The sequence below is a fragment of the Pseudoalteromonas sp. G5_S1_14_S5 genome (assembly GCF_054968605.1).
Window position 1 is genome coordinate 19,308 of record NZ_JBQKUM010000016.1, and the last position, 19,798, is coordinate 39,105.

Here is a 19,798-nt window from a genome sequence, read left to right on the forward strand (position 1 = left end):
TACGCCGCTTCCTTATCTCATAACTATCAATTAAGGATTAGCTTAATATCAATCTAAACTACAGCTCGATGCCTGGGCTAAATGTGGCTGGCAGTTGAGTTTCACCGCCTTCCATTGAAGCCATTGGGTAAGCACAGTAGTCTGCCGCATAGTAAGCACTTGGACGTAGGTTACCTGACGCACCCGGACCACCAAATGGTGCATCACCACTTGCGCCTGTTAGCTGGCGGTTACGGTTAACAATACCCGCGCGGATATGGTCAACGAAGTATTCCCAATCAGTATCGTCGGTTGATACCAGGCCAGCAGACAGACCAAAGCGAGTATCGTTAGCTAACTCAACCGCTTGCTCTAGCGATTGGTAACGAACCACTTGCAGCAATGGGCCGAAGTACTCTTCATCTGGTAGCTCAGCAATGTGAGTTGCATCGATAATGCCTGGAGAAACAAATGCCGCTTCGCCCGCTTTTGCTTCCACTAGGCTGATACCACCTAGAGATTGCAGGTTAGCTTGTGCCTCTAGAATAAACTTAGCTGCAGCTTCAGAGATTTGCGGCCCCATGAAAGGAGCTGGTTCAGCGAATGGCTGATCAACACGAATCTTCTGTGTCGCTGCGACCAGTTTGTCGAGTAGCAGATCGCCCTTCTCGCCAACAGGAACATACAGGCGACGAGCACATGTACAACGTTGACCAGCACTGATGAACGCTGATTGGATAATGGTGTATACCGTTGCGTCTGCATCACCGTACTGGTCACTGATCACCATAGGGTTATTACCCCCCATCTCTAGTGCCAGCATCTTGCCCGGTTGACCCGCGAATTGACGGTGAAGGATGTGCCCCGTATTGGCGCTACCTGTGAACAGCACACCATCAAGGCCTTTAGCATCCGCCAGTGCGATACCTGTCTCTTTAGCACCTTGCACTAGGTTGATTACGCCAGCAGGAAGACCCGCTTCTTGCCATAGCTTCATCGCAAACTCACCAGTCCAAGGTGTCTGCTCTGATGGTTTGAATACCACAGTGTTACCCGCTAGCAGTGCTGGAACAATGTGACCATTAGGTAGGTGGCCCGGGAAGTTGTAAGGACCAAACACCGCCATCACGCCCAATGGACGGTGACGAAGTACAATTTGGTTACCCGCTGCTTCACGTGATGCTTCACCAGTACGGTCGTGATAAGCACGAATAGAGATAGCGATCTTACCCGCCATTGCGCCTGCTTCAGTACGAGTTTCCCAAATAGGTTTGCCCGTCTCTTTTGCGATAATTTGCGCGATCTCTTCGCTGTTCTCTTTTACCTTTTCCGCGAACTTCAACACGATCGCTTCACGCTCAGCAAAGCTCAGTTTTTTCCAAACTAGAAACGCTTCGCGAGCCGCTGTCACTGCAGATTCAACCTGTGCCGGTGTTGCACTATCACCCTGCCACACTACTTCGTTGTTGTATGGGCTTACTGATGTCATGGCGTCACCTTGACCTGCCACCCATTGTCCTGCTATCCACTGAGTCATACTTCTATCCTTAAAATCTTCGACAGATAATCGCCGCTCTTATTGAGCCAGCATGCGAACGAAATCGCCTTCTTTCACTTCAAGAGCGCTTGCTACTTCAGATGATAAAATCACTGTGTCGCTTGCCTGGTCATACGCACCTTTCGCGGCAACTGCGCGGAAGTTCTCAAACGAGGTATTACCAATTAGGAAGTCTTTAGAGCTAGAGTGCTCTGCAATTTGAACCTGTGCTCGAATAGAGTGACGCACAGATTCGATGTTTCTTAAATCACACTCAACCGTTGGTCCCGCATCAAAGATGTCGACGTAACCACGATTAGTGAAACCTTCACGCTCCAGCAGTTTCAATGCTGGGCGGGTGTTGTCGTGCACTTGACCAATTACCGCCTGAGCTTCTTCACTCAATAGGTTTACATAGATTGGCAGCTTCGGCATAAGGTCAGCGATGAAGCCTTTCTTACCAATACCTGTTAGGTAATCGGCGAGTGTGAAATCAATCGAGAAGAAGTGCTCTTGTAACCATTTCCAGAATGGCGAGTTGCCTTCTGCGTCTGATACACCACGCATCTCAGCAAAGATCGTTTTCGAGAAACGCTCTGGGTGCTCAGCCATCAGTAGAAAACGACACTTAGACATCAATCGACCGTTCAAGCCTTTGCGGTAATCAGGACGTAAGAACAACGTACAAATTTCGCTGCAACCTGTGTAGTTATTACCAAACGTCAGCAGCTTAACCACGTTATTCACTTTAAGGCGCTGTGAAGAGTGAACCACTTTACTGATGTGGTACGAGTAAAAAGGCACATCCCAGCCAATCGAAGCTTCGATACCTGTTGTACCAGCGACTTCACCAGTTTCAGCGTCGAAACCCACCATTAGGTAGCCTTCATCACCAGGTTCAGTCACGTCTGCTTTCGCAAAGCTGTATTCAGAGTGGGTAATTCGGTTAGTTAACAATTCTTCGTTAACCGGAAGAGATGTGAATCCATGACCAGATTCAACTGCACAGGTGTGCAGCGCATCGTAATCAGACAGTTTTATTGGGCGAACAACTAGCATCAATATTCCCTCCAGATGCAAAATAGGCCCAAGACCAAAAGCTTGGGCCTTTAGCAGAACGTCATGGGATCGCTCTAGTGGCGATCATTCCTATGACGCCGCTCAGGCTATACTAGCGTAGCGATTGCTTTGTCTAGTTTTGATAAGCCTTCTTCAATTTCTTGTTTAGTGATAACCAGTGATGGAGTGAAACGAACCACGTTTGCACCCGCAACCAGTACCATCAGGCCTTGCTCGCCTGCTGCTACCAATACGTCGCGCGCACGTCCTTGCCATTCGTCATTCAGTGCAGCACCTAGCAATAGGCCTTTACCGCGAATCTCACTGAAAATTTGGTATTTATCGTTAATCTTAGTTAGACCATCACGGAATAGCGCTTCACGCTCTTTCACGCCAGCCAGAGTTTCAGGTTGGCTAACTACGTCAACTACAGCTTCTGCTACCGCACACGCAAGTGGATTACCACCGTAAGTAGAACCATGAGTACCAACCTTAAGGTGTGTTGCTAGTTCAGATGTCGTTAGCATTGCGCCGATAGGGAAACCGCCACCTAGTGACTTCGCCGTGCTTAGGATATCTGGTGTTACACCCAGACCTTGGTAAGCATAGAAATCACCAGTACGGCCATTACCTGTTTGTACTTCATCAAAAATCAGCAGTGCATTGTGTTTGTCACATAGTTCACGAACCGTATTCACGAACTCGGCCGTTGGAGGAATAATACCGCCCTCACCCTGCAGAGGTTCCATCATGATGGCACAAGTACGATCAGAGATATGCGCTTCTAGAGCTGCAATATCATTGTAAGGTAGGTGAGTTACATCACCAGGCTTTGGACCGAAGCCATCAGAGTAAGCCTCTTGACCACCAACGGTTACAGTAAAGAAAGTACGACCATGGAAACCTTGTTTGAATGCAATGATTTCAGATTTCTCAGGACCGTGAACATCCGCTGCCCAACGACGAGCTAGCTTAAGTGCTGCTTCATTCGCTTCTGCGCCAGAGTTCGCAAAGAATACTTTGTCTGCAAAACATACGTCAGTTAGCTTCTTCGCTAGACGCAGTGCAGGTTCGTTGGTCATTACATTACTTAAGTGCCAAATCTTGTTTGCTTGCTCAGTAACGGCATTCACCATTGCTGGGTGACAGTGACCCAAACAGCTCACAGCAATACCACCAGCAAAGTCGATATACTCTCGGCCTTGTTGGTCCCATACGCGTGCGCCTTCCCCTTTTACCGGGATCATTTCCATTGGGTTATAACAAGGCACCATCACCTCATTAAACAGACTACGTTCTACATTATTTTCCACTGTCATCGTACATTCCTTCTCGATACCGCAAGCTTCGCAAATAAGCGTAATGAATCATAAGTGAGACGAAAAAATTTTGTCTCGCTACAATCCCGCCGCAGCATTATATTTACATTTAATTAACGTTTTCAATAGTAGATTATTCTTTAGCCATCGCTCACAACCAGCTAAACCTCACTACCTATGACTATTTATGCATCAATCAACTTGTTTTATGAAGCTTTTTCTACGTATACGCCTATCCTGCAAAGGCAAAGCCTTACTGGCACAGCGGTATATTGAATTCAAAAGGAAATACGGCGAATAACTTTGCATAGGCTAAAAACTTAGCCTGATGAGGAAGAAATGTTATAAAAAGTGATCGGCGTCAGAAGGATCGAGCTCGGTAAAACTCGAATTAAAACGTATAACGAAGGAGTTCGCAGGTTAAGCTCTCCTATTTAGGAGAATAAAACGCCTGCTTTAAACACTTAACGTGCTAAAAAGTTAGCCAGAATTTGGTGCCCTTGCTCTGTTTTAATCGATTCAGGGTGGAACTGAACCGCATCAATTGGCAAGGTTTTGTGCTGATAACCCATGATCTCATCCATACTGCCATCTTCAAGCTCTGTCCAAGAAGTCAGTTCAAAGCAATCTGGTAGTGTGCCGTTTTTCACCACAAGGGAGTGGTAACGCGTGACGGTTAGTGGGTTATGCAGCCCTTGGAAAACACTCTTACCATTGTGGCGTATCGGTGAGGTTTTACCGTGCATCACTTGTCTTGCTCTCACCACTTCACCGCCAAATACCTGAGCAATGGCTTGATGGCCAAGACACACACCTAAGATCGGCAACTTGCCAACAAAGTATTCTATGACTTGTAGAGAGATACCCGCGTCATCCGGCGTACAAGGCCCCGGGGAGATCACAAGATGACTAGGATTCAGCGCTTCAATACCCGTAATATCAATTTCATCGTTGCGTACAACTTTTACAGTTACCCCTAACTCACAGAAATACTGATATAAGTTATAGGTAAAAGAGTCGTAGTTATCAATGATAAGTAACATGGGTGAAATCGTTTGCTAAATACTAAATGATTGGGAGATATAGGGGCAGTATTGTGCAATACCCATAGCGAAAGGCAAGTGGAAACTGCATTTAACCAATAATTAAGGCCAACCTAAGTTGACCTTAATTGTTTACAGATAACTATCAATTACCCGCATTCGGTGGCGTGTACTCACTTTCACCGTTCGCAGTAAAGCTGATTCGCTCACTACTTACGACGGCGCCACATCGCTAAGCCAAACAGTGACATCAACGCGCCAAAGCCAAACGAACCACCGACTTTTAGCTCAAGAACCGCTGGATCATGATCCGATGAACGGAAGTGGTCTTGGTACTTAGGTAGGTCGCCTTTGTACTCTTCGTTGTAGTCAAACAACGTCGATTCACCACCATTGATATGCCAATCGGTCGCGTCGACCACCATGTCTTTTAAGCTCTCGCTCACCAATAAGTGGTCTAACGCACCCACTTCATCATTGTATGAGTAGCTCCAGCTGTCTGGGTGCTTCTGCGCGACCGCATTAACATAGCCGTAGTTCTTAGTAATCACAGCACCGTTATCACCAAACTGCTCAACGCCATTAATGTAAGTGTTACGCGCCGCTTTGATCTGCTTGCCGTACTTCTCTTCAGAGTAATCCGTTAGAACCAGCATAGGATCTTCCATGCCATACGAGTTCATATCACCCAGAATCACTTTGTGACCTTCAATGCCATCGAGTGCTTCGCCCAGTGCAACCGCCGCTGCAACACGGAAATTCTCACATGAGCCTTGCTTATCGGCATCTACGCCACCTTGACCGCCTTGCTCAACAGGAGCTGCATCTTCCCAACACTTAGAGCCTTTCGATTTAAAGTGGTTAATCGCGACAGTCAGTTTCTCTTTGGTGCCCTTCACCTTAAAGGTTGGCGCCAATGAGTCACGTTGATAGTTCTTACCATCTTCAATCACCTTACCTGAGTCGTCTAACACCTCTGGTGCTTGCTGGCTTGGCATCGCGATAACACGGCTGTCTTTAAGCTTAACCACCTTCTTACGGTAGATAACACCCGTAGTAATCACATCAGTGCCGATCGAGTCCATTTCGTCGGTAACGCCATCTTCATTAGAGTCGACAGCAACAAAGGTGTAACGGTCTTTCTTATGCTCAATACGATCGTTAAGTTGATTCACAAGCTGTTGAATTGCCGAACCTTCACCAAAGCCGTTGTTCTCAATTTCCATCAAGCCGATGATGTCAGCATCCAAGCGAAGAATCGCGTTTACAATCTTCTCTTGTTGCACTTCAAACTCAGTGATGGTGTTTGCACCACGGTTGTTACCATGCTGGTTCGCATCACCGCCAAATGGAGAGTTGAAGTAGTTCAGTACATTAAAGGTCGCAATACGTAAGTCGCCTTCATCCATATCTGGTTTGTCGGTACGTGGGTCGTTGCGAACGAAGTTTTCAGCGGTGATCTGGTTAGTCGTGATCAGGCGGTATTCACCATAGCTGTAGGTCAACACGCCTTCTAGACCAACAATAGTGTCATCAATACGGATATAGTCTTCCGTTGAGCCATCTTGATCGATGTCGGTACGGCCAAAGTCTGGGTAGAAAGGTACTTGTCCATCACCCGCTTTTTGGTCAGTCTCTACGAAAAGACGACGGTCAGCATTGTCTTCCGTTTGCTGTTTCGCTTCATCAGAACCCGCTGCGAAAAGTTGGTTTGGTTGCATGTTGATACGCTCATGCGCCAAAACCATGTTGTTACGACGACCAGCATAGTCATATCCGAAGGTACGCGTTACACGCATATCTAGTGCTTCGGTTGTTTTCACCAACATGCCTTCGTAGCGCTCAAGTGTCGCCGCGAAGTTCTCATCGGTGTCTAATACTTCAATGGCTGTCGCTTCAGGCGCGTCCTGCTCGCCTTGTTTTAACCACTGATTGTTTTCAACTTTAAGCTGAGTGTGGCTGTAGTATTCTTGTACTTTACCTTTCACACACACCACATCGCCTGCAGCTAATTCAGAGCTAGATTGATTGGTATGAACAAATAGACCTTCAGAAGTGCTTGAGTTGAAATCATCCTCAAGAGCTTGTAGGTAGAAACCTTTAGTTAGGCCGGTAGTAACTGCGCTTACCACTCCTTTTACGAAATACTCATCGTCGGTGATGTACGGGTAGCCATCGATGAACGGCGATGTTGCGCCCTCACCTTGGATTTCTTGAATGGTGGTGAATACTGGAGCAGCGCCGTCTTGCGTACAAGCAAAGGCGTCTGGCAACTCAACATTATCTAGAGAACCTAGACCTTCAATGCTGTCTTTCGGTAGCGATACCCATTGTGAAGCATCAAACGTCGCCAATGGGGTTTGTTCAGCACGAACCAAGGTAACATCTTTACCCCAGTCGACATCGCCCATCACGCCAACCATGTCCAGCACGCTTGAGTCTGCATTCAAGATAGCCAACGGGTCATCACCATTGTGATTAGCCAATGAAGCATTAAGAATGTCAGCGACCGCTTTAATCTCATCGCTTGCACTGCTATGCGCAACAACAAGTACCTCACCAGGCGCTAAAACGTGGCCATCTAAAGGTAAAGTGGCGCCCCATGATCCGTTGCCATTCGCTGATTTAACCAGTGAATAACCATCTAAATTAATGCTGCTGTCGCCGTTATTGGCGATCTCAACCGCTTTGTTGTAGCTGCCGCCTTCCACGTATTGTGAAATAAACAAATCAGCGTGTGCACTTGTCGTTAACAAGCTACCAATTGCCACTGCTAGCAATGAAGGTTTGTGTAAAAGAGCCATCCGTTTCACCTGAGTTCATCGATTTATAATTACTGCCATCTATGAGCAGTCATGTATTTTGTGGTAACTATCAGGTTTATTTATGAAAGGAATAAGTCAGTTAGCAAGAAAATGAGGAACTTATCACTTTGGAATCATCAATTGTTTGGCACACAATATATTTCCAACACAAATAGAAATGAGTGAAAATTTATAATGCCAAAACTCATTTAATAAGATGTTCTGCACAACATGGATATCAAGAATGTGTTAAGCGTAAAATGTGTAAATCATCAATTAAAACAGCACGATTATTGGGAAGCCTTAACTAGCGGGCACTAAAAAGCCCAAAGTAAACACAGTTACTTTGGGCTTAGATTTTACAGCGGAAGGTGTTGAGTCACCCTATGGGCGAGTTACAAAACCTACTGCTTCGTATGCTTTCTTCAGCGTTACTGCTGCGCGCTCAGAAGCTTTTTCTGCGCCCGCTTTCATTACTGCGTCCATGTAGGCACGGTCAGCACGGATACGGTGATATTCCGCTTGAATCGGCTCAAGCATCTCAACAATCGCGGCACCCACATCTTTCTTGAACGGGCCGTACATTTCAACGCCTTGGTACTGCGCTTCAATCTCTTCGAATGTTTTACCTGTTGCTGCCGAGTAAAGGCCCATCAGGTTAGAGATACCCGCTTTGTTTTCCCAATCGTGAGCAATGCGTGGTGGTGTTTCTGCATCCGTTTGCGCTTTGTTGATCTTCTTGATGATCGACTTAGGCTCTTCTAGCAGAGTAATCACGTTCTTACGGTTGTCGTCCGACTTAGACATCTTCTTCGTCGCATCTTGCAGGCTCATTACACGTGCATTCACTGTTGGGATGTACGGTTCTGGCACTTCGAAGATTGGCTGTTCTGGCGAGTAGATGTTGTTGAAGCGAGTTGCGATATCACGCGCTAACTCTAGGTGTTGTTTCTGGTCGCTACCTACAGGTACTTGGTGAGCACCGTAAAGCAGGATGTCCGCAGCCATCAAAACAGGGTAATCAAACAGACCTACGTTCACGTCATTTGAGTGACGCGCAGACTTGTCTTTAAACTGAGTCATACGGCTCAGTTCACCCATTTGTGTGTAACAGTTAAGAAGCCAACCAAGTTGAGCATGCTCTGGTACGTGAGACTGAACAAATAGCGTGCTCTTCTTTGGATCAACACCGACAGCAAGACAGATTGCTAGTGCGTCTAGAGTCGCTTCATGCAGTGCTTTCGGATCTTGGCGAACCGTAATTGCGTGAAGGTCTACCACACAGTATTGGCAATCGTAGTCATCTTGCATCTGTTGCCATTGACGTAGAGCACCCAAGTAGTTACCGATACTTAGTTCACCAGATGGTTGAACACCACTCAATACGATGGGCTTGCTCATGGTTTTAATTCCTTTGCTTATTCGCTAAGTCAATTGATGGCTTAGCTTCTTAACTTAAATATAGAAAAGCCGCACAGCTCTTTCTGCGCGGCTCATCCAGTGTACTCATTGATAAGTATTTTGCTAGTGGGTTAGCTAACTTTTGTCCGCTTTATGCAGAAACTAGAACAACATCGAGCAATTGCGCGACATTATCTGCCACATAGTCAGGGTTTGATGCTGAGATAGGCTCACCGTGGTTGTAGCCGTAAGTCAGGCCAAACGAATGACAACCCGCGTTCTTTGCCACTTTAATGTCATTACTTGAATCACCGACCATTAGCATCTCTTCTGCTTTCACATTGTGCTTTTCTAGCAACCAGTTTAGCGCTACTGGGTTCGGTTTTTTCTCTGGGAAAGAGTCACCGCCAAGTACATCTACAAAGTACTTATCGATGCCGTGTTGCGCTAATACGTCTGGTACAAACTTCGATGGCTTGTTGGTTACTAATGCCATAGTAAAGCCCGCTTGGTGCAGCTCTGCCAACGTCTCTTTTACTGATGGGTAAAGGTGGCTCAGTTTATGGCCGCCCTGCTCATAGAAATCATCAAACAAGATACGCGCTTTTTTCAGTAGCTCTGGCTCTAAACTTGGGTCCACAGTTAGGTCGCGGCTTAATGAACGACCGATAAGCACGTCAGCACCATTGCCTACATAATCACGAACTTGCTCTTCACTCACTGAAGGGAAGCCTAGCTCCTGACAAGCTTGGTCAGCAGCTACTGCCAAATCAGGCACGCTGTCTAATAAGGTTCCATCCAAATCAAAGGCGATCAGTTTTATTGAGCTTAATGACATCTTACTTTCCTATTAATTATACTCGTCTCATGTGTTGAGCAATAAGACGTAAAAAAGGGGCCAATCAGCCCCCTTAATCTAAATTTTTTGATTTTAGGTCAACTAACCCTAGTTCTACTTTTATGCGTTTACTTTTGCAAGCTCTGCACGCATCTCATCAATCACTTCTTTGTAATCTGGTTGATTAAAGATAGCTGAGCCAGCAACGAACATATCTGCGCCCGCTTCTGCAATTTCACGAATGTTATCCACCTTTACGCCACCGTCGATCTCTAGGCGAATATCACGACCAGATTCGTCAATCAGCTTACGAACCGCGCGCAGCTTATCAAGCGTGTGAGGAATGAAAGATTGGCCGCCGAAACCTGGGTTCACAGACATCAATAGAATCATGTCTACTTTATCCATAATGTAATCTAGGCAAGATAGTGGTGTTGCAGGGTTTAGAACCACGCCCGCTTTACAGCCGTGCTCTTTAATCAGTTGTAGAGTGCGATCGATATGCTCTGATGCTTCTACGTGGAAGGTAATCATCGATGCGCCAGCTTTTGCAAACTCAGGTACGATGTTATCAACCGGCTTCACCATTAGGTGAACATCGATTGGAGCAGTAATACCGTAGTCACGCAGTGCTTTACAGATAGGTGCGCCAAAAGTCAGGTTAGGTACGTAGTGGTTATCCATCACATCAAAGTGCACAACGTCAGCACCGGCTGCGAGTACTTTTTCAACGTCTTCACCAAGACGAGCAAAATCTGCAGACAAAATTGATGGAGCGATTAGAAAATCTTTCATACCAAACCTCTTAAGAGTAAGTAAATTGCGAGTTCACCGCCTTGCTGGCACCTCATACGCATACAAGATTCAACCCCAAGACTATTTGGGGGGCAATTCTACCTAAGCACCTAAGCAGATCCTAGCAGTTCGAGAGATTAGTTTAAGAAAGTACCTGTTGGTCACTCAATTTGAGGTGTTCGTGATTATTCTGCTGCTGCATGTTGCTGGTTTTTATCTTGATGGAACAGTGCGAGTAGCTCATCCACTTTATTACGACCAGCGCCATTTCGACTGATGGTGCGCTTCACCTTCACCACGTTCAACTCTGCACCATGATACAAGCGACGTGTTAATGTCGTGTCGTGATTAGAAATCAAAACAGGGATGCCGCGTTCTGTCGCCGCTTTTTCAGCAACGTCAGCCAGTGCTGCTTGATCATCTAAGCTGAAGCCATTACCTGCGTAAGAGGTAAAGTTAGCGGTATTTGAGAGCGGTGCGTACGGAGGATCGCAGTACACCACGCAACCTTTACGGGCACGGCTAAAAGTCTCATGGTATCCCTCACACACGAAGGTGGCCTTTTTCGCTTTTTCAGCAAAAAATTCCAGCTCAGCTTCTGGGAAGTAAGGCTTTTTGTAAGAACCAAACGGAACATTAAAACCGCCTTTCTTGTTGTAGCGACACAGACCATTGAAGCCAAATCGGTTCATGTACAAGAAAGCAAGTGAGCGATACATAACATTGTCAGTATCGTTAAACTGAGCTCGGATATCTAAGAAGGCTTCTTTGCGATTGTTCTCAGGGCAGAACCAACGCTTTGCTTCCGCAATGTAGGTCTCAGGGTCGGTTTTAAGTAGGTTGTACAGGTTGATAAGATCGGGATTGATATCAGCCAGCAGGTACTGTTCGTAGTCCGTGTTCAAAAACACAGAGCCAGCACCAACAAATGGTTCTACCAATTTACGAGCAGGTGGCAGGTGACGTTGGATGTCTTCAACTAGGCCATATTTACCACCAGCCCATTTTAGAAAGGCACGCTGCTTTTTCATTTACTGCTCTATCTATCAACACAAAAATACGGCTGCGGAATGTAACATATTTTGAGACTAAGCTCAGGGTTATTTCGCACGTTCTATCTCTCGATGCACTTGATTCATCGATTTTGCCCAAGGTTCCAGCTGTTGAAGTGGTTTTGAGAGTGTACTTACCGCATCTCGCGCCACCTGAATCGTTGGGTAATCTTGGTAAGTGATGATAAACCACTTGGTATCGCTGCGCAGAGTTGGATAAATACGAACCTTGTTCTCTAGGTCGTATTCTTCGATGAAAGATTGCACGTCCTCCAGTGAAGTCATCGCACTCAACTGTAAGGTGTAAGCTCGCGGTGAGATAGCTTGTAGCTCCTCACGAGAAAACGAGAAGGTGATCTTCTTAGTCGGAGGCGTTGATTCAGTTAAGTCAGACTCTTCATTAACTGAAGCAACCGCTTCCGCCTCAGCCTGTGAATTAGCCTCTACTTGGGTGTTCTCTTCAACCACAGCATTAATGGCACTGGTATCAGCACTCTGAGCTTTATCATCCAGTAGAGCATCAACCACATCCGAAGTAATCACGACACGCTGTTGGTCTTGCTCAACCTCACCCACGCTAGCCGTCTCTTCCACCACAACCGGTGGCAAAGATGAACTGTCATCATCAGCGCCTTGATAACTGATGTCAGTTGATGCTTCTGAGTCTACAACTCCCTCAACACCGGCTTGTTCTGAGCCGCTGTCCATTTCAAACGTTGGGATAGCAGTCTGCTCGATTGGTGCGATCAGAGATTGCGCTTTGTCATCTGGGGTTGGTTGGCTGAACATCCACCAATAACCACCACCAATTAACAACAGCAACAGGGCCACCACAATAGCGATATTGATTGGTGAGCCAATGATTGAGCGAATAATAATCCTTTTTTCCACTTTCAATTCTCCTAAAGCCATTAACTCGCCAGGCAGAGGTTGCGCTTTGTTAAATGCACGTCGCACACGAGTTTCAGACTCATCATCCACATATCGAATCACCAATGATTCAAAGAAATGTTCAGCTTCTGGTTGCGAAAGGTCATCGATCTCAAGATCGATAGGCTTATGTTGTTGGCCGTAACTTAGACGTGTGAGTAAGGTGTCTAGGTGACCAATTTCTGAGAAAAGAACGACATTGATCGTCCATTGGGGATTAGCTTGAGCTTCCAGTACCAACATCCATAGTTCGGATACCAATAGCTCAGAGAGTCGGTGGGCATCATCGACAACGATAACCACGCAACACGGCTCACCATCCAGCAACCTTGCTAGGCTATCAGACAAGGAGTCATGTTGATTAAATAGCGGATCAGAAACAATTTGGCTAAGAATAAGCGCGCGGCGTTGTTGGTCGTCTTGGCTTGGATGACAAAGCAGTAAACACTGATTTTTTTCTGTCGCCCACGCTTCGAGATAACGCTGTGCTAACCAAGAACGGCCAGAGCCAGGTTTACCAGCCACCGTTACTAGATTTGAACCAAAGTTAGTCAAAAGCTGTAAGCGCTCTAGCAGCTCAACTTGAGACTCTAACTCTAATACTCTTATTTCATGAGCCAAACTCATTGCGGATCCCTACTGATTAGATCGATCAGTAAAACGCTTCAGTTGCCTGGAGTTTAACTAGGCAACCTCACAACCAAATTTAAAGAGTACGGCAGAAATCAATCGCTTGTTTAATGATGTCCTGAGGCACATCAGCAACCACTTCAGCAGTACCAATACTTGTTGGCAATACCAGACGTAATTGACCAGACAGCACTTTCTTATCACGCATCATGTGCGTCATAAAGTCTTCAAAAGACATGCTTTCTGGCGTATGAACTGGCAGTTTCGCATTCTTAAGTATAGAAATAATTCGCTTAAGCTGCTGCTGAGTGATCAGTCCCTGTAACTGAGCAGTTTTCGCTGCCATTACAGTACCTGAAGACACAGCTTCACCATGTAGCCAATTACCATAGCCTAGCTCTGCTTCGATCGCATGACCAAATGTATGACCTAGGTTCAATAACGCTCTGATTCCTGACTCTTTTTCATCTAGGGCAACCACTTCAGCCTTAATTGCACAACAACGAGCAATTGCGGTAATCAGTACTTGTTCATCAAGTTGATAAAGTTTCTCTAGATTCTGCTCCAACCAATCAAAGAAGGCTTCATCGTAAATGATGCCGTATTTGATCACTTCAGCAATACCCGCAGCAAACTCACGCTCAGGAAGCGTTGATAAACAGTTGGTATCGATGATCACAGATTTTGGTTGGTAGAATGCACCGATCATGTTCTTACCAAGAGGATGGTTTACTGCGGTTTTGCCACCAACAGAAGAGTCCACTTGAGAAAGAAGCGTTGTCGGGATTTGAATGAAATCAATACCACGCTGGTAACAAGATGCAGCAAAGCCGACCAAATCACCGATAACACCACCACCTAAAGCAATTACCACCACATCGCGGCTGTAATTTCCTTCAAGCATGTAGCTCATCACTGAATTGAACGTTTCAAGCGTTTTGTATTGCTCACCATCAGGTAACTCTAGAAGAGATGTCTGACAGCCAACTTGATCCAGTAAAGATAGAATTTTATCAGCATAAAGAGGCGCTACTGTCACATTACTTATAACAACGACTTTCTGCTTGTCTGATAAAAAAGAAAGGTACGCCGGGTCGTCAAATAACCCGGCGCCAATAGAGATAGGGTAGCTACGCTCAGCTAGATTGACCGTAATCCGTTCCATGGGTTTGCTCTCCGAAAAAATGAACTTAACGTTCTTCTAGCATTTTTACGATCTGGTTGGCTACCACTTTTGCACTTTGGTCGTCAGTACGAACTGTGTAGTCCGCCACTTCTTCGTATAGTGCGTTGCGAGATACAGCTAGATCTTCTAGCACATCACGCGGGTTGTCTGTTTGAAGTAGAGGACGTTTCTTGTCGCGGTTTGTGCGAGCAAGTTGCTTTTCAATTGTTGTCTCTAGGTATACAACAATGCCTCGTGCAGATAGACGGTTACGGTTTTCTTTGCTCATCACTGAACCACCACCTGTCGCTAGAACAATACCTTGCTCTTCAGTCAGATCGTTGATTACAGATTCTTCGCGCTTACGGAAACCTTCTTCGCCCTCAACATCAAAAACCCATGCGATATCTGCGCCAGTGCGCTCTTCAATCACAGTGTCAGAGTCTAGAAACTCCATATGAAGTTGGGAAGCTAGGTGTCTACCAATTGTACTTTTGCCGGCGCCCATTGGGCCAACAAGAAAAATATTGCGTTTCTCAGCCATGTTTTTAGCAGTAATTTACAACGTTAATTCAATGACATCGCCACAAGGTAGGTCAGTACAAGTACTGAAATTAAAAGGCCCGTGGCACCGATTCCTCACAGATAATTCGTGATAAGACCCGAAATTATCAAGGTTAGGTGCCACTAATGCAACTTTATTTTTAATCTAATTGTACGTTACTGAATCACAACTTTAGGTGTAACAAAAATAAGCAGTTCACTTTTACCCACATTTTCGTAGCTACGACGGAACAATGCACCCAATAAAGGAAGGTCTCCCAGCAAAGGAACTTTATCGACTGTACTACTAACACTGTGTTGAAATACTCCACCAAGAACAACGGTTTCACCATTATTAACAAGCACTTGCGTACCTATTCTTTGGGTATCTATCGCGACCGCTTCCCCCGTTCCTGTTTTCACCACTTGCCCAGGGCTATCTTGAGTCACACTCAAATCCAGAACCAAGCGATTGTCTGGTGTGATTTGAGGGGTAACTTTCAAACTCAACACAGCTTTCTTAAATGCGACGGACGTGGCACCACTCGAAGAGGACTCTAAGTAAGGAATTTCAGTCCCTTGCTCAATATAAGCCGGCTTTTTATTGGTGGTGATTAAGCGTGGGCTAGAGATGATCTCCGCCTTAGACTCTTGTTGCAGTGCAGATAGCTCAAGATCGAGCAGCGTATCTGAACCAAGCTTAGCCACCTGAAACGCAATACTCGAGGCATTTGGCGATGTCGCCGCCAAATTCACGTTAAGGTAATCATCTATCACGCTGCTGCCATGATCATCATAAGGTGTAATGGCAGAAGGGTGATTACCTTCGATTGAACCACCAACGGTGAAGCTTCCATTGGTCGATGAAACGCCCCAGCGCACGCCGAGTTCATCAAGGTTACCTTCGGTTACGGTAACAATGCGCGCCTCTATCTGTACTTGCTTCACAGGGATATCTAACGACTCAATAATGCCGCGGATCACCGCAATGTTCTCTTCCAACTCGCGAATCAGCAAAGAGTTCGTGCGTTCATCTATGGTAATTGAACCGCGATCAGACAGCATACTCACCGCCCCTTCACCACCAATCATGTCAGCAATGTCGATGGCTTTAGCAAAGTTAATCTTGATGATTTCTGATTTAAGTTCCCCAAGCTCTTCTTCTAGGCGGGACTTTTCGAGCGCTTGCTGTTCTCTAAGATCCAGTTCTGCTTTGGGAGCGACCAAGATAACGTTGCCATCGACGCGCTTATCCAAGCCCTTAACTTGCAAGATAATGTCGAGAACTTGCTGCCAAGGAACACCATCCAAACGTAGCGTCAGGTTACCCGCGACCGAGTCTGATACCACCAAGTTGAACTTATTGTAGTCAGCAATCAACTGAAGGACATTTCGAACTGGGATATCTTGGAAGTTAATCGATATCAGCTTACTCTCTTTCTCAAGTATGCTTTTCTCCGTCGCAACTTCTTCAATTTTAGGCTTACTGACCTCCACCTCGATAAAGCGCCCCTTGAGGACATATTCGTATTCATAGTCACTGTTAATCGTTGCCAATAACCGAGTGCTTGGCGTCTCTTTGTATACTTCAATATCCTCAACCAGAGTCGCGAAGTCTTTGACGTCCAAAAGGTAGAGTTTGTCATCATCTACTTCTGTATTAATAAGTTCGATGCTCAAGCCTTCTTGTGCTCGCTGAACATCGACGACCGCGCTGCTGGTTGCTAGCTCAATGATAATGACAGCGTCTTTATCCTTGTTAACTCTAAAATCAATGTTCTCTAATTTATTAGTCGAGCTCTCTGCGTAACCAAATACGCTAAAAACCAATATCATGGACACAGCAAGACCTTGTAGAACTTTGCTCACTAATCCACTTATTCCTTTATTCATATTTACATCTCATATTCACATCATGTGACATTAGTTTATTTCAGAGCCAGCCTAACGTTGCGCTTATGCCAACAACCTAAACCATCTGGAAGAGTTTCATTAATCAGAACGTACTGGCTCGTCACCTTAGTAACTCGACCGTTGTTTAAACCAATAAACTGGCCTTTTTTCACATTGACGACATTGCCCTTAGGCGTTTGTACAAGCCCAAACACACTCTTTCCACTGCCCATCACACCTTTCAAGCGCAATTTACTCAGTGGGTATTTCTCCAACTTGCCACTACGTGCACGAGCGCTGGGTTGCCAGCAATCTTTCTTCACCAAGGGCTGGTTTTGCACGATCGCTTCTTTGGGTAGTTCAAAGGGAGGACGAAAAGCGCGTCGTTGGTAGGTTGCGGCTGAGAACTCAGTCGCAGGAACAAGCTGCTCAACCTCTTTTTTCGCTTTGAGCTCAACCTGCACCACAAAATCTTCTAATGAATCTTGATTGGCTTTGCAGCCTGACAACATCAGCAGTAATAAAGTTGAATAGAGCACGCTATTGAGCCTCATCGTTGACCTCCGACTTAAACTGGTAGGTATAAGCTCGAACTCTAAAGTGAAGTGTGCTGCTATCTTGGCTCACTCTCTGCCAACTCACATCATCAAAGCTGATGATTCGCGGGAGCTTGGCGATAGCTGCAGAGAAGTCACCTATCTCGTGGTAATCGCCAGTCAACTCGATATTAAGAGGTAAGCGGTATAAGAAGGCTTTATTTTGTTTTTCACCCCAGTCGATTCGGGTAAAGGTTAGTGAGTTATCTAAACCAAGCTCATTGACTGATGCCAACATGCTCGCCAACTCCTTTTGCACAGGCAGCTGTTCTAACAGGTAATCGTAGCGACTGGTTAGTTCATCCAGTTGGTCTTGAAGCTTAGGTAAAGCAGCAACCTTATTGGCTTTGATACGCAGTGTTGCTTTCAAGGTCTGCTCTTGCTGCTTCATTTGTTGTAGCTCATCATCCAAGGGCAGAATATAGAGCCAGGTTCCCAGCCCTTGAATGAGCGCCACCAGCAATAGAATCACCAATAACTGAGGCAACAGTGGCCACTCGGTGATCTCATCGATATCAAGCTCTTGCAGGCTCATCATGTTTTGAAAGCTAGCCATGGTTGGCCCCCTTAGCCTTTCGATGTGCAGTTGTGCTCTCTAATAACACAGGGCTGAACACGAAAGAAACCTTGAAGGTCTGAAACGCTTTATTGAAGCGCTTATGGTTATGGACAATAGAGTGCATCTCGACCTCTTTCAGGGATTCAGAGCGTTCTAAGTTATCCAGCATGGTGGCAAGACGAGCGGTACTGTCACTGATGCCGGCCATTTCAATCTCTTGGCCGTTCATCTTTATCTTGTCGACATACACGCCCTCAGGAATCAGCTTCGGCATCAAGTTCATAACGTCGGTGGTTTTATTGCGACCGAGCTGCAAAGATTCCACGACATCAAGCCGAGTCAAAATGGCTTTGTGCTCTTGCTCCGCGACTTTTAATGACTGAATCTGTCGGTCAAGCCCTGCAATGTATAGGTTGAGATAATTAAGACGAGCTTGTTGTTTAGCCTGTTGATCATGGGAATAGTTTCCGACTGCCCATTGCCCAGCCACAGCCACAATCACGCCAAGGATAACTAAATGGATAAAACGCTTTCGGTGTTGAGCACGAATCTCATCTCGCCAAGGTAGCAGATTAATTTGATGCAACATGCTTCTCTCCCTGCCATTTAAGTCCGCTCATCGCCATACCCGCAGCAATACCAAAATGTTGCCAATCCATTTGTAGGCGACACTTCCTCGCGACTTGATTCTCAAACAAGGATAAAGGATTCAATGATTCACAGCTCAGCTGAAAATGGCGTTCGAGCTCGTCGGTCACCATAGGCGTACTGGCGCCCTCGCCCATTAACCAAATACCAGAGATAGGTTGGTGAGCATTCACCGAGGAATAGATCTGCAACTGACGTTTGAGCTTCTCAATCAAGTTAACGATAAATTGATGAGTGTCCTGGGCACTGCCAAACTCAGCCTCAATATCATTGGGGTTTTCGATACTGCAAAGGTCTTGCGTACCAAAGGCGATGTCTTTATAGAAAGGGGAAGCCCCCTGAGGAATGATGCCCAGCGAGGTTTGATCAACACCAATGTCCACTAACAGCCAATTACTTTTCTCTGGGTACAAGCGTGAAGCAAGCTGCCACACATGAAGCAAACCATGCGCCTGCGTATCAACAACAACAGGTTTAAAGCCAGCCTTGATTAATGCCTCTGTTCGGCTATCGACCACTTCTTTACGAGTAGCATAAACCTGATAACTGCTCGTCGAACCTTTACCAAATCGTTTGTCTTCCAGCTTCACAAAATCTAAACTCAGCTCCTCGATGGGAAAAGGAGATTGATGGGCGAAGGTTTGATAAATCGAAAACTCTTTCTCTCTGTCTTCAAGTTCAGTCTCAATTTGCAGTACCTTGCTGATCACCGTGTTATCAGGTACCGAAATGGCGACATTACGACAGCCGAAAGGCAGCCCTTTCCTAAGTTCTTTGAGTTTCTTAACAGTTTTCTGATACTCCAAAGTATGGTTAGCTGTAAAAATGTCGTCCGAAATCGGCAGCTCTTTGTATCCCACTAGGGCATACAATTCCCCCACGGGTTTTAGCACCACAGCTCTGATGCTGTGGTGATTTATATCTATACCTGTAATTAATGATGAACCCATGTGACCTAGCTCCTGAAGTGCCAAGCATTTCGTTGATTATCTAGGGGTTGTGATTAT

17 protein-coding genes are annotated in these 19,798 nt (G+C 45.8%); all 17 read right to left on the minus strand.

The window, feature by feature from the left end; genetic code table 11:
* Positions 1-58: 58 nt before the first annotated feature.
* Positions 59-1,516, minus strand: coding sequence for a succinylglutamate-semialdehyde dehydrogenase (gene astD, locus ACTRWI_RS06950; RefSeq protein ID WP_499130068.1), 1,458 nt, complete (start codon positions 1,514-1,516; stop codon positions 59-61).
* A 39-nt stretch (positions 1,517-1,555) separates the two neighbouring features.
* Complete coding sequence (gene astA, locus ACTRWI_RS06955; protein WP_408743263.1) at positions 1,556-2,575, minus strand: arginine N-succinyltransferase; 1,020 nt, start codon at positions 2,573-2,575, stop codon at positions 1,556-1,558.
* Between the two features lie 107 nt (positions 2,576-2,682).
* Positions 2,683-3,894 carry an aspartate aminotransferase family protein gene (locus tag ACTRWI_RS06960; RefSeq protein WP_063522871.1) on the minus strand — a complete coding sequence of 404 codons (1,212 nt, stop codon included), beginning with the start codon at positions 3,892-3,894 and terminating at the stop codon, positions 2,683-2,685.
* A 464-nt stretch (positions 3,895-4,358) separates the two neighbouring features.
* Positions 4,359-4,937, minus strand: a complete 579-nt coding sequence (locus ACTRWI_RS06965) for an aminodeoxychorismate/anthranilate synthase component II (RefSeq protein ID WP_499130070.1) — start codon at positions 4,935-4,937, stop codon at positions 4,359-4,361.
* Between the two features lie 209 nt (positions 4,938-5,146).
* A complete protein-coding gene (locus tag ACTRWI_RS06970; protein ID WP_499130072.1) occupies positions 5,147-7,741 on the minus strand; it encodes an ExeM/NucH family extracellular endonuclease in 2,595 nt (864 codons plus the stop codon).
* A 384-nt stretch (positions 7,742-8,125) separates the two neighbouring features.
* Positions 8,126-9,142 carry a tryptophan--tRNA ligase gene (gene trpS, locus ACTRWI_RS06975; protein WP_004737171.1) on the minus strand — a complete coding sequence of 339 codons (1,017 nt, stop codon included), beginning with the start codon at positions 9,140-9,142 and terminating at the stop codon, positions 8,126-8,128.
* A 151-nt stretch (positions 9,143-9,293) separates the two neighbouring features.
* Positions 9,294-9,980, minus strand: a complete 687-nt coding sequence (locus tag ACTRWI_RS06980; protein ID WP_499130074.1) for a phosphoglycolate phosphatase — start codon at positions 9,978-9,980, stop codon at positions 9,294-9,296.
* A 120-nt stretch (positions 9,981-10,100) separates the two neighbouring features.
* Entirely contained in the window at positions 10,101-10,775 is a 675-nt protein-coding gene (gene rpe, locus ACTRWI_RS06985; protein WP_008222304.1) for a ribulose-phosphate 3-epimerase, read from the minus strand.
* Positions 10,776-10,960: 185 nt separating this feature from the next.
* Positions 10,961-11,806: a Dam family site-specific DNA-(adenine-N6)-methyltransferase gene (locus tag ACTRWI_RS06990; protein ID WP_004737168.1), complete on the minus strand. Its 846-nt coding sequence runs from the start codon at positions 11,804-11,806 to the stop codon at positions 10,961-10,963.
* Between the two features lie 69 nt (positions 11,807-11,875).
* Positions 11,876-13,384: an SPOR domain-containing protein gene (locus ACTRWI_RS06995; RefSeq protein ID WP_499130076.1), complete on the minus strand. Its 1,509-nt coding sequence runs from the start codon at positions 13,382-13,384 to the stop codon at positions 11,876-11,878.
* A gap of 79 nt (positions 13,385-13,463) precedes the next feature.
* Complete coding sequence (gene aroB / locus ACTRWI_RS07000) at positions 13,464-14,552, minus strand: 3-dehydroquinate synthase (protein WP_499130077.1); 1,089 nt, start codon at positions 14,550-14,552, stop codon at positions 13,464-13,466.
* Between the two features lie 25 nt (positions 14,553-14,577).
* Positions 14,578-15,096, minus strand: coding sequence for a shikimate kinase AroK (gene aroK, locus ACTRWI_RS07005; RefSeq protein WP_004737165.1), 519 nt, complete (start codon positions 15,094-15,096; stop codon positions 14,578-14,580).
* A gap of 176 nt (positions 15,097-15,272) precedes the next feature.
* Entirely contained in the window at positions 15,273-16,988 is a 1,716-nt protein-coding gene (locus tag ACTRWI_RS07010; protein WP_499130079.1) for a type IV pilus secretin PilQ, read from the minus strand.
* Positions 16,989-17,023: 35 nt separating this feature from the next.
* Complete coding sequence (locus tag ACTRWI_RS07015) at positions 17,024-17,542, minus strand: pilus assembly protein PilP (protein WP_499130081.1); 519 nt, start codon at positions 17,540-17,542, stop codon at positions 17,024-17,026.
* On the minus strand, positions 17,529-18,140 hold the full coding sequence (locus ACTRWI_RS07020) for a type IV pilus inner membrane component PilO (RefSeq protein ID WP_499130083.1): 612 nt from the start codon (positions 18,138-18,140) through the stop codon (positions 17,529-17,531). The genes ACTRWI_RS07015 and ACTRWI_RS07020 overlap by 14 nt, the downstream gene beginning before the upstream one ends.
* Positions 18,133-18,732 (minus strand): PilN domain-containing protein, encoded by a 600-nt coding sequence (locus ACTRWI_RS07025; protein ID WP_499130084.1) that lies wholly within the window; start codon positions 18,730-18,732, stop codon positions 18,133-18,135. Before ACTRWI_RS07025 ends, ACTRWI_RS07020 begins: the two co-directional genes overlap by 8 nt.
* Positions 18,716-19,741: a type IV pilus assembly protein PilM gene (gene pilM, locus ACTRWI_RS07030; RefSeq protein WP_499130086.1), complete on the minus strand. Its 1,026-nt coding sequence runs from the start codon at positions 19,739-19,741 to the stop codon at positions 18,716-18,718. Before pilM ends, ACTRWI_RS07025 begins: the two co-directional genes overlap by 17 nt.
* Between the last annotated feature and the right edge of the window lie 57 nt (positions 19,742-19,798).

Bases quoted from the DNA above. Each gene is read 5' to 3' on its own strand.
- trpS (WP_004737171.1), bottom strand. From the start codon at position 9,142: ATGAGCAAGCCCATCGTATTGAGTGGTGTTCAACCATCTGGTGAACTA.
- ACTRWI_RS06965 (WP_499130070.1), bottom strand. From the start codon at position 4,937: ATGTTACTTATCATTGATAACTACGACTCTTTTACCTATAACTTATAT.
- ACTRWI_RS07015 (WP_499130081.1), bottom strand. From the start codon at position 17,542: ATGAGGCTCAATAGCGTGCTCTATTCAACTTTATTACTGCTGATGTTG.
- ACTRWI_RS07025 (WP_499130084.1), bottom strand. From the start codon at position 18,732: ATGTTGCATCAAATTAATCTGCTACCTTGGCGAGATGAGATTCGTGCT.
- astA (WP_408743263.1), bottom strand. From the start codon at position 2,575: ATGCTAGTTGTTCGCCCAATAAAACTGTCTGATTACGATGCGCTGCAC.
- ACTRWI_RS07010 (WP_499130079.1), bottom strand. From the start codon at position 16,988: ATGAATAAAGGAATAAGTGGATTAGTGAGCAAAGTTCTACAAGGTCTT.
- ACTRWI_RS06970 (WP_499130072.1), bottom strand. From the start codon at position 7,741: ATGGCTCTTTTACACAAACCTTCATTGCTAGCAGTGGCAATTGGTAGC.
- ACTRWI_RS07020 (WP_499130083.1), bottom strand. From the start codon at position 18,140: ATGGCTAGCTTTCAAAACATGATGAGCCTGCAAGAGCTTGATATCGAT.
- aroK (WP_004737165.1), bottom strand. From the start codon at position 15,096: ATGGCTGAGAAACGCAATATTTTTCTTGTTGGCCCAATGGGCGCCGGC.
- rpe (WP_008222304.1), bottom strand. From the start codon at position 10,775: ATGAAAGATTTTCTAATCGCTCCATCAATTTTGTCTGCAGATTTTGCT.
- astD (WP_499130068.1), bottom strand. From the start codon at position 1,516: ATGACTCAGTGGATAGCAGGACAATGGGTGGCAGGTCAAGGTGACGCC.
- pilM (WP_499130086.1), bottom strand. From the start codon at position 19,741: ATGGGTTCATCATTAATTACAGGTATAGATATAAATCACCACAGCATC.
- ACTRWI_RS06990 (WP_004737168.1), bottom strand. From the start codon at position 11,806: ATGAAAAAGCAGCGTGCCTTTCTAAAATGGGCTGGTGGTAAATATGGC.
- ACTRWI_RS06995 (WP_499130076.1), bottom strand. From the start codon at position 13,384: ATGAGTTTGGCTCATGAAATAAGAGTATTAGAGTTAGAGTCTCAAGTT.
- ACTRWI_RS06960 (WP_063522871.1), bottom strand. From the start codon at position 3,894: ATGACAGTGGAAAATAATGTAGAACGTAGTCTGTTTAATGAGGTGATG.
- ACTRWI_RS06980 (WP_499130074.1), bottom strand. From the start codon at position 9,980: ATGTCATTAAGCTCAATAAAACTGATCGCCTTTGATTTGGATGGAACC.
- aroB (WP_499130077.1), bottom strand. From the start codon at position 14,552: ATGGAACGGATTACGGTCAATCTAGCTGAGCGTAGCTACCCTATCTCT.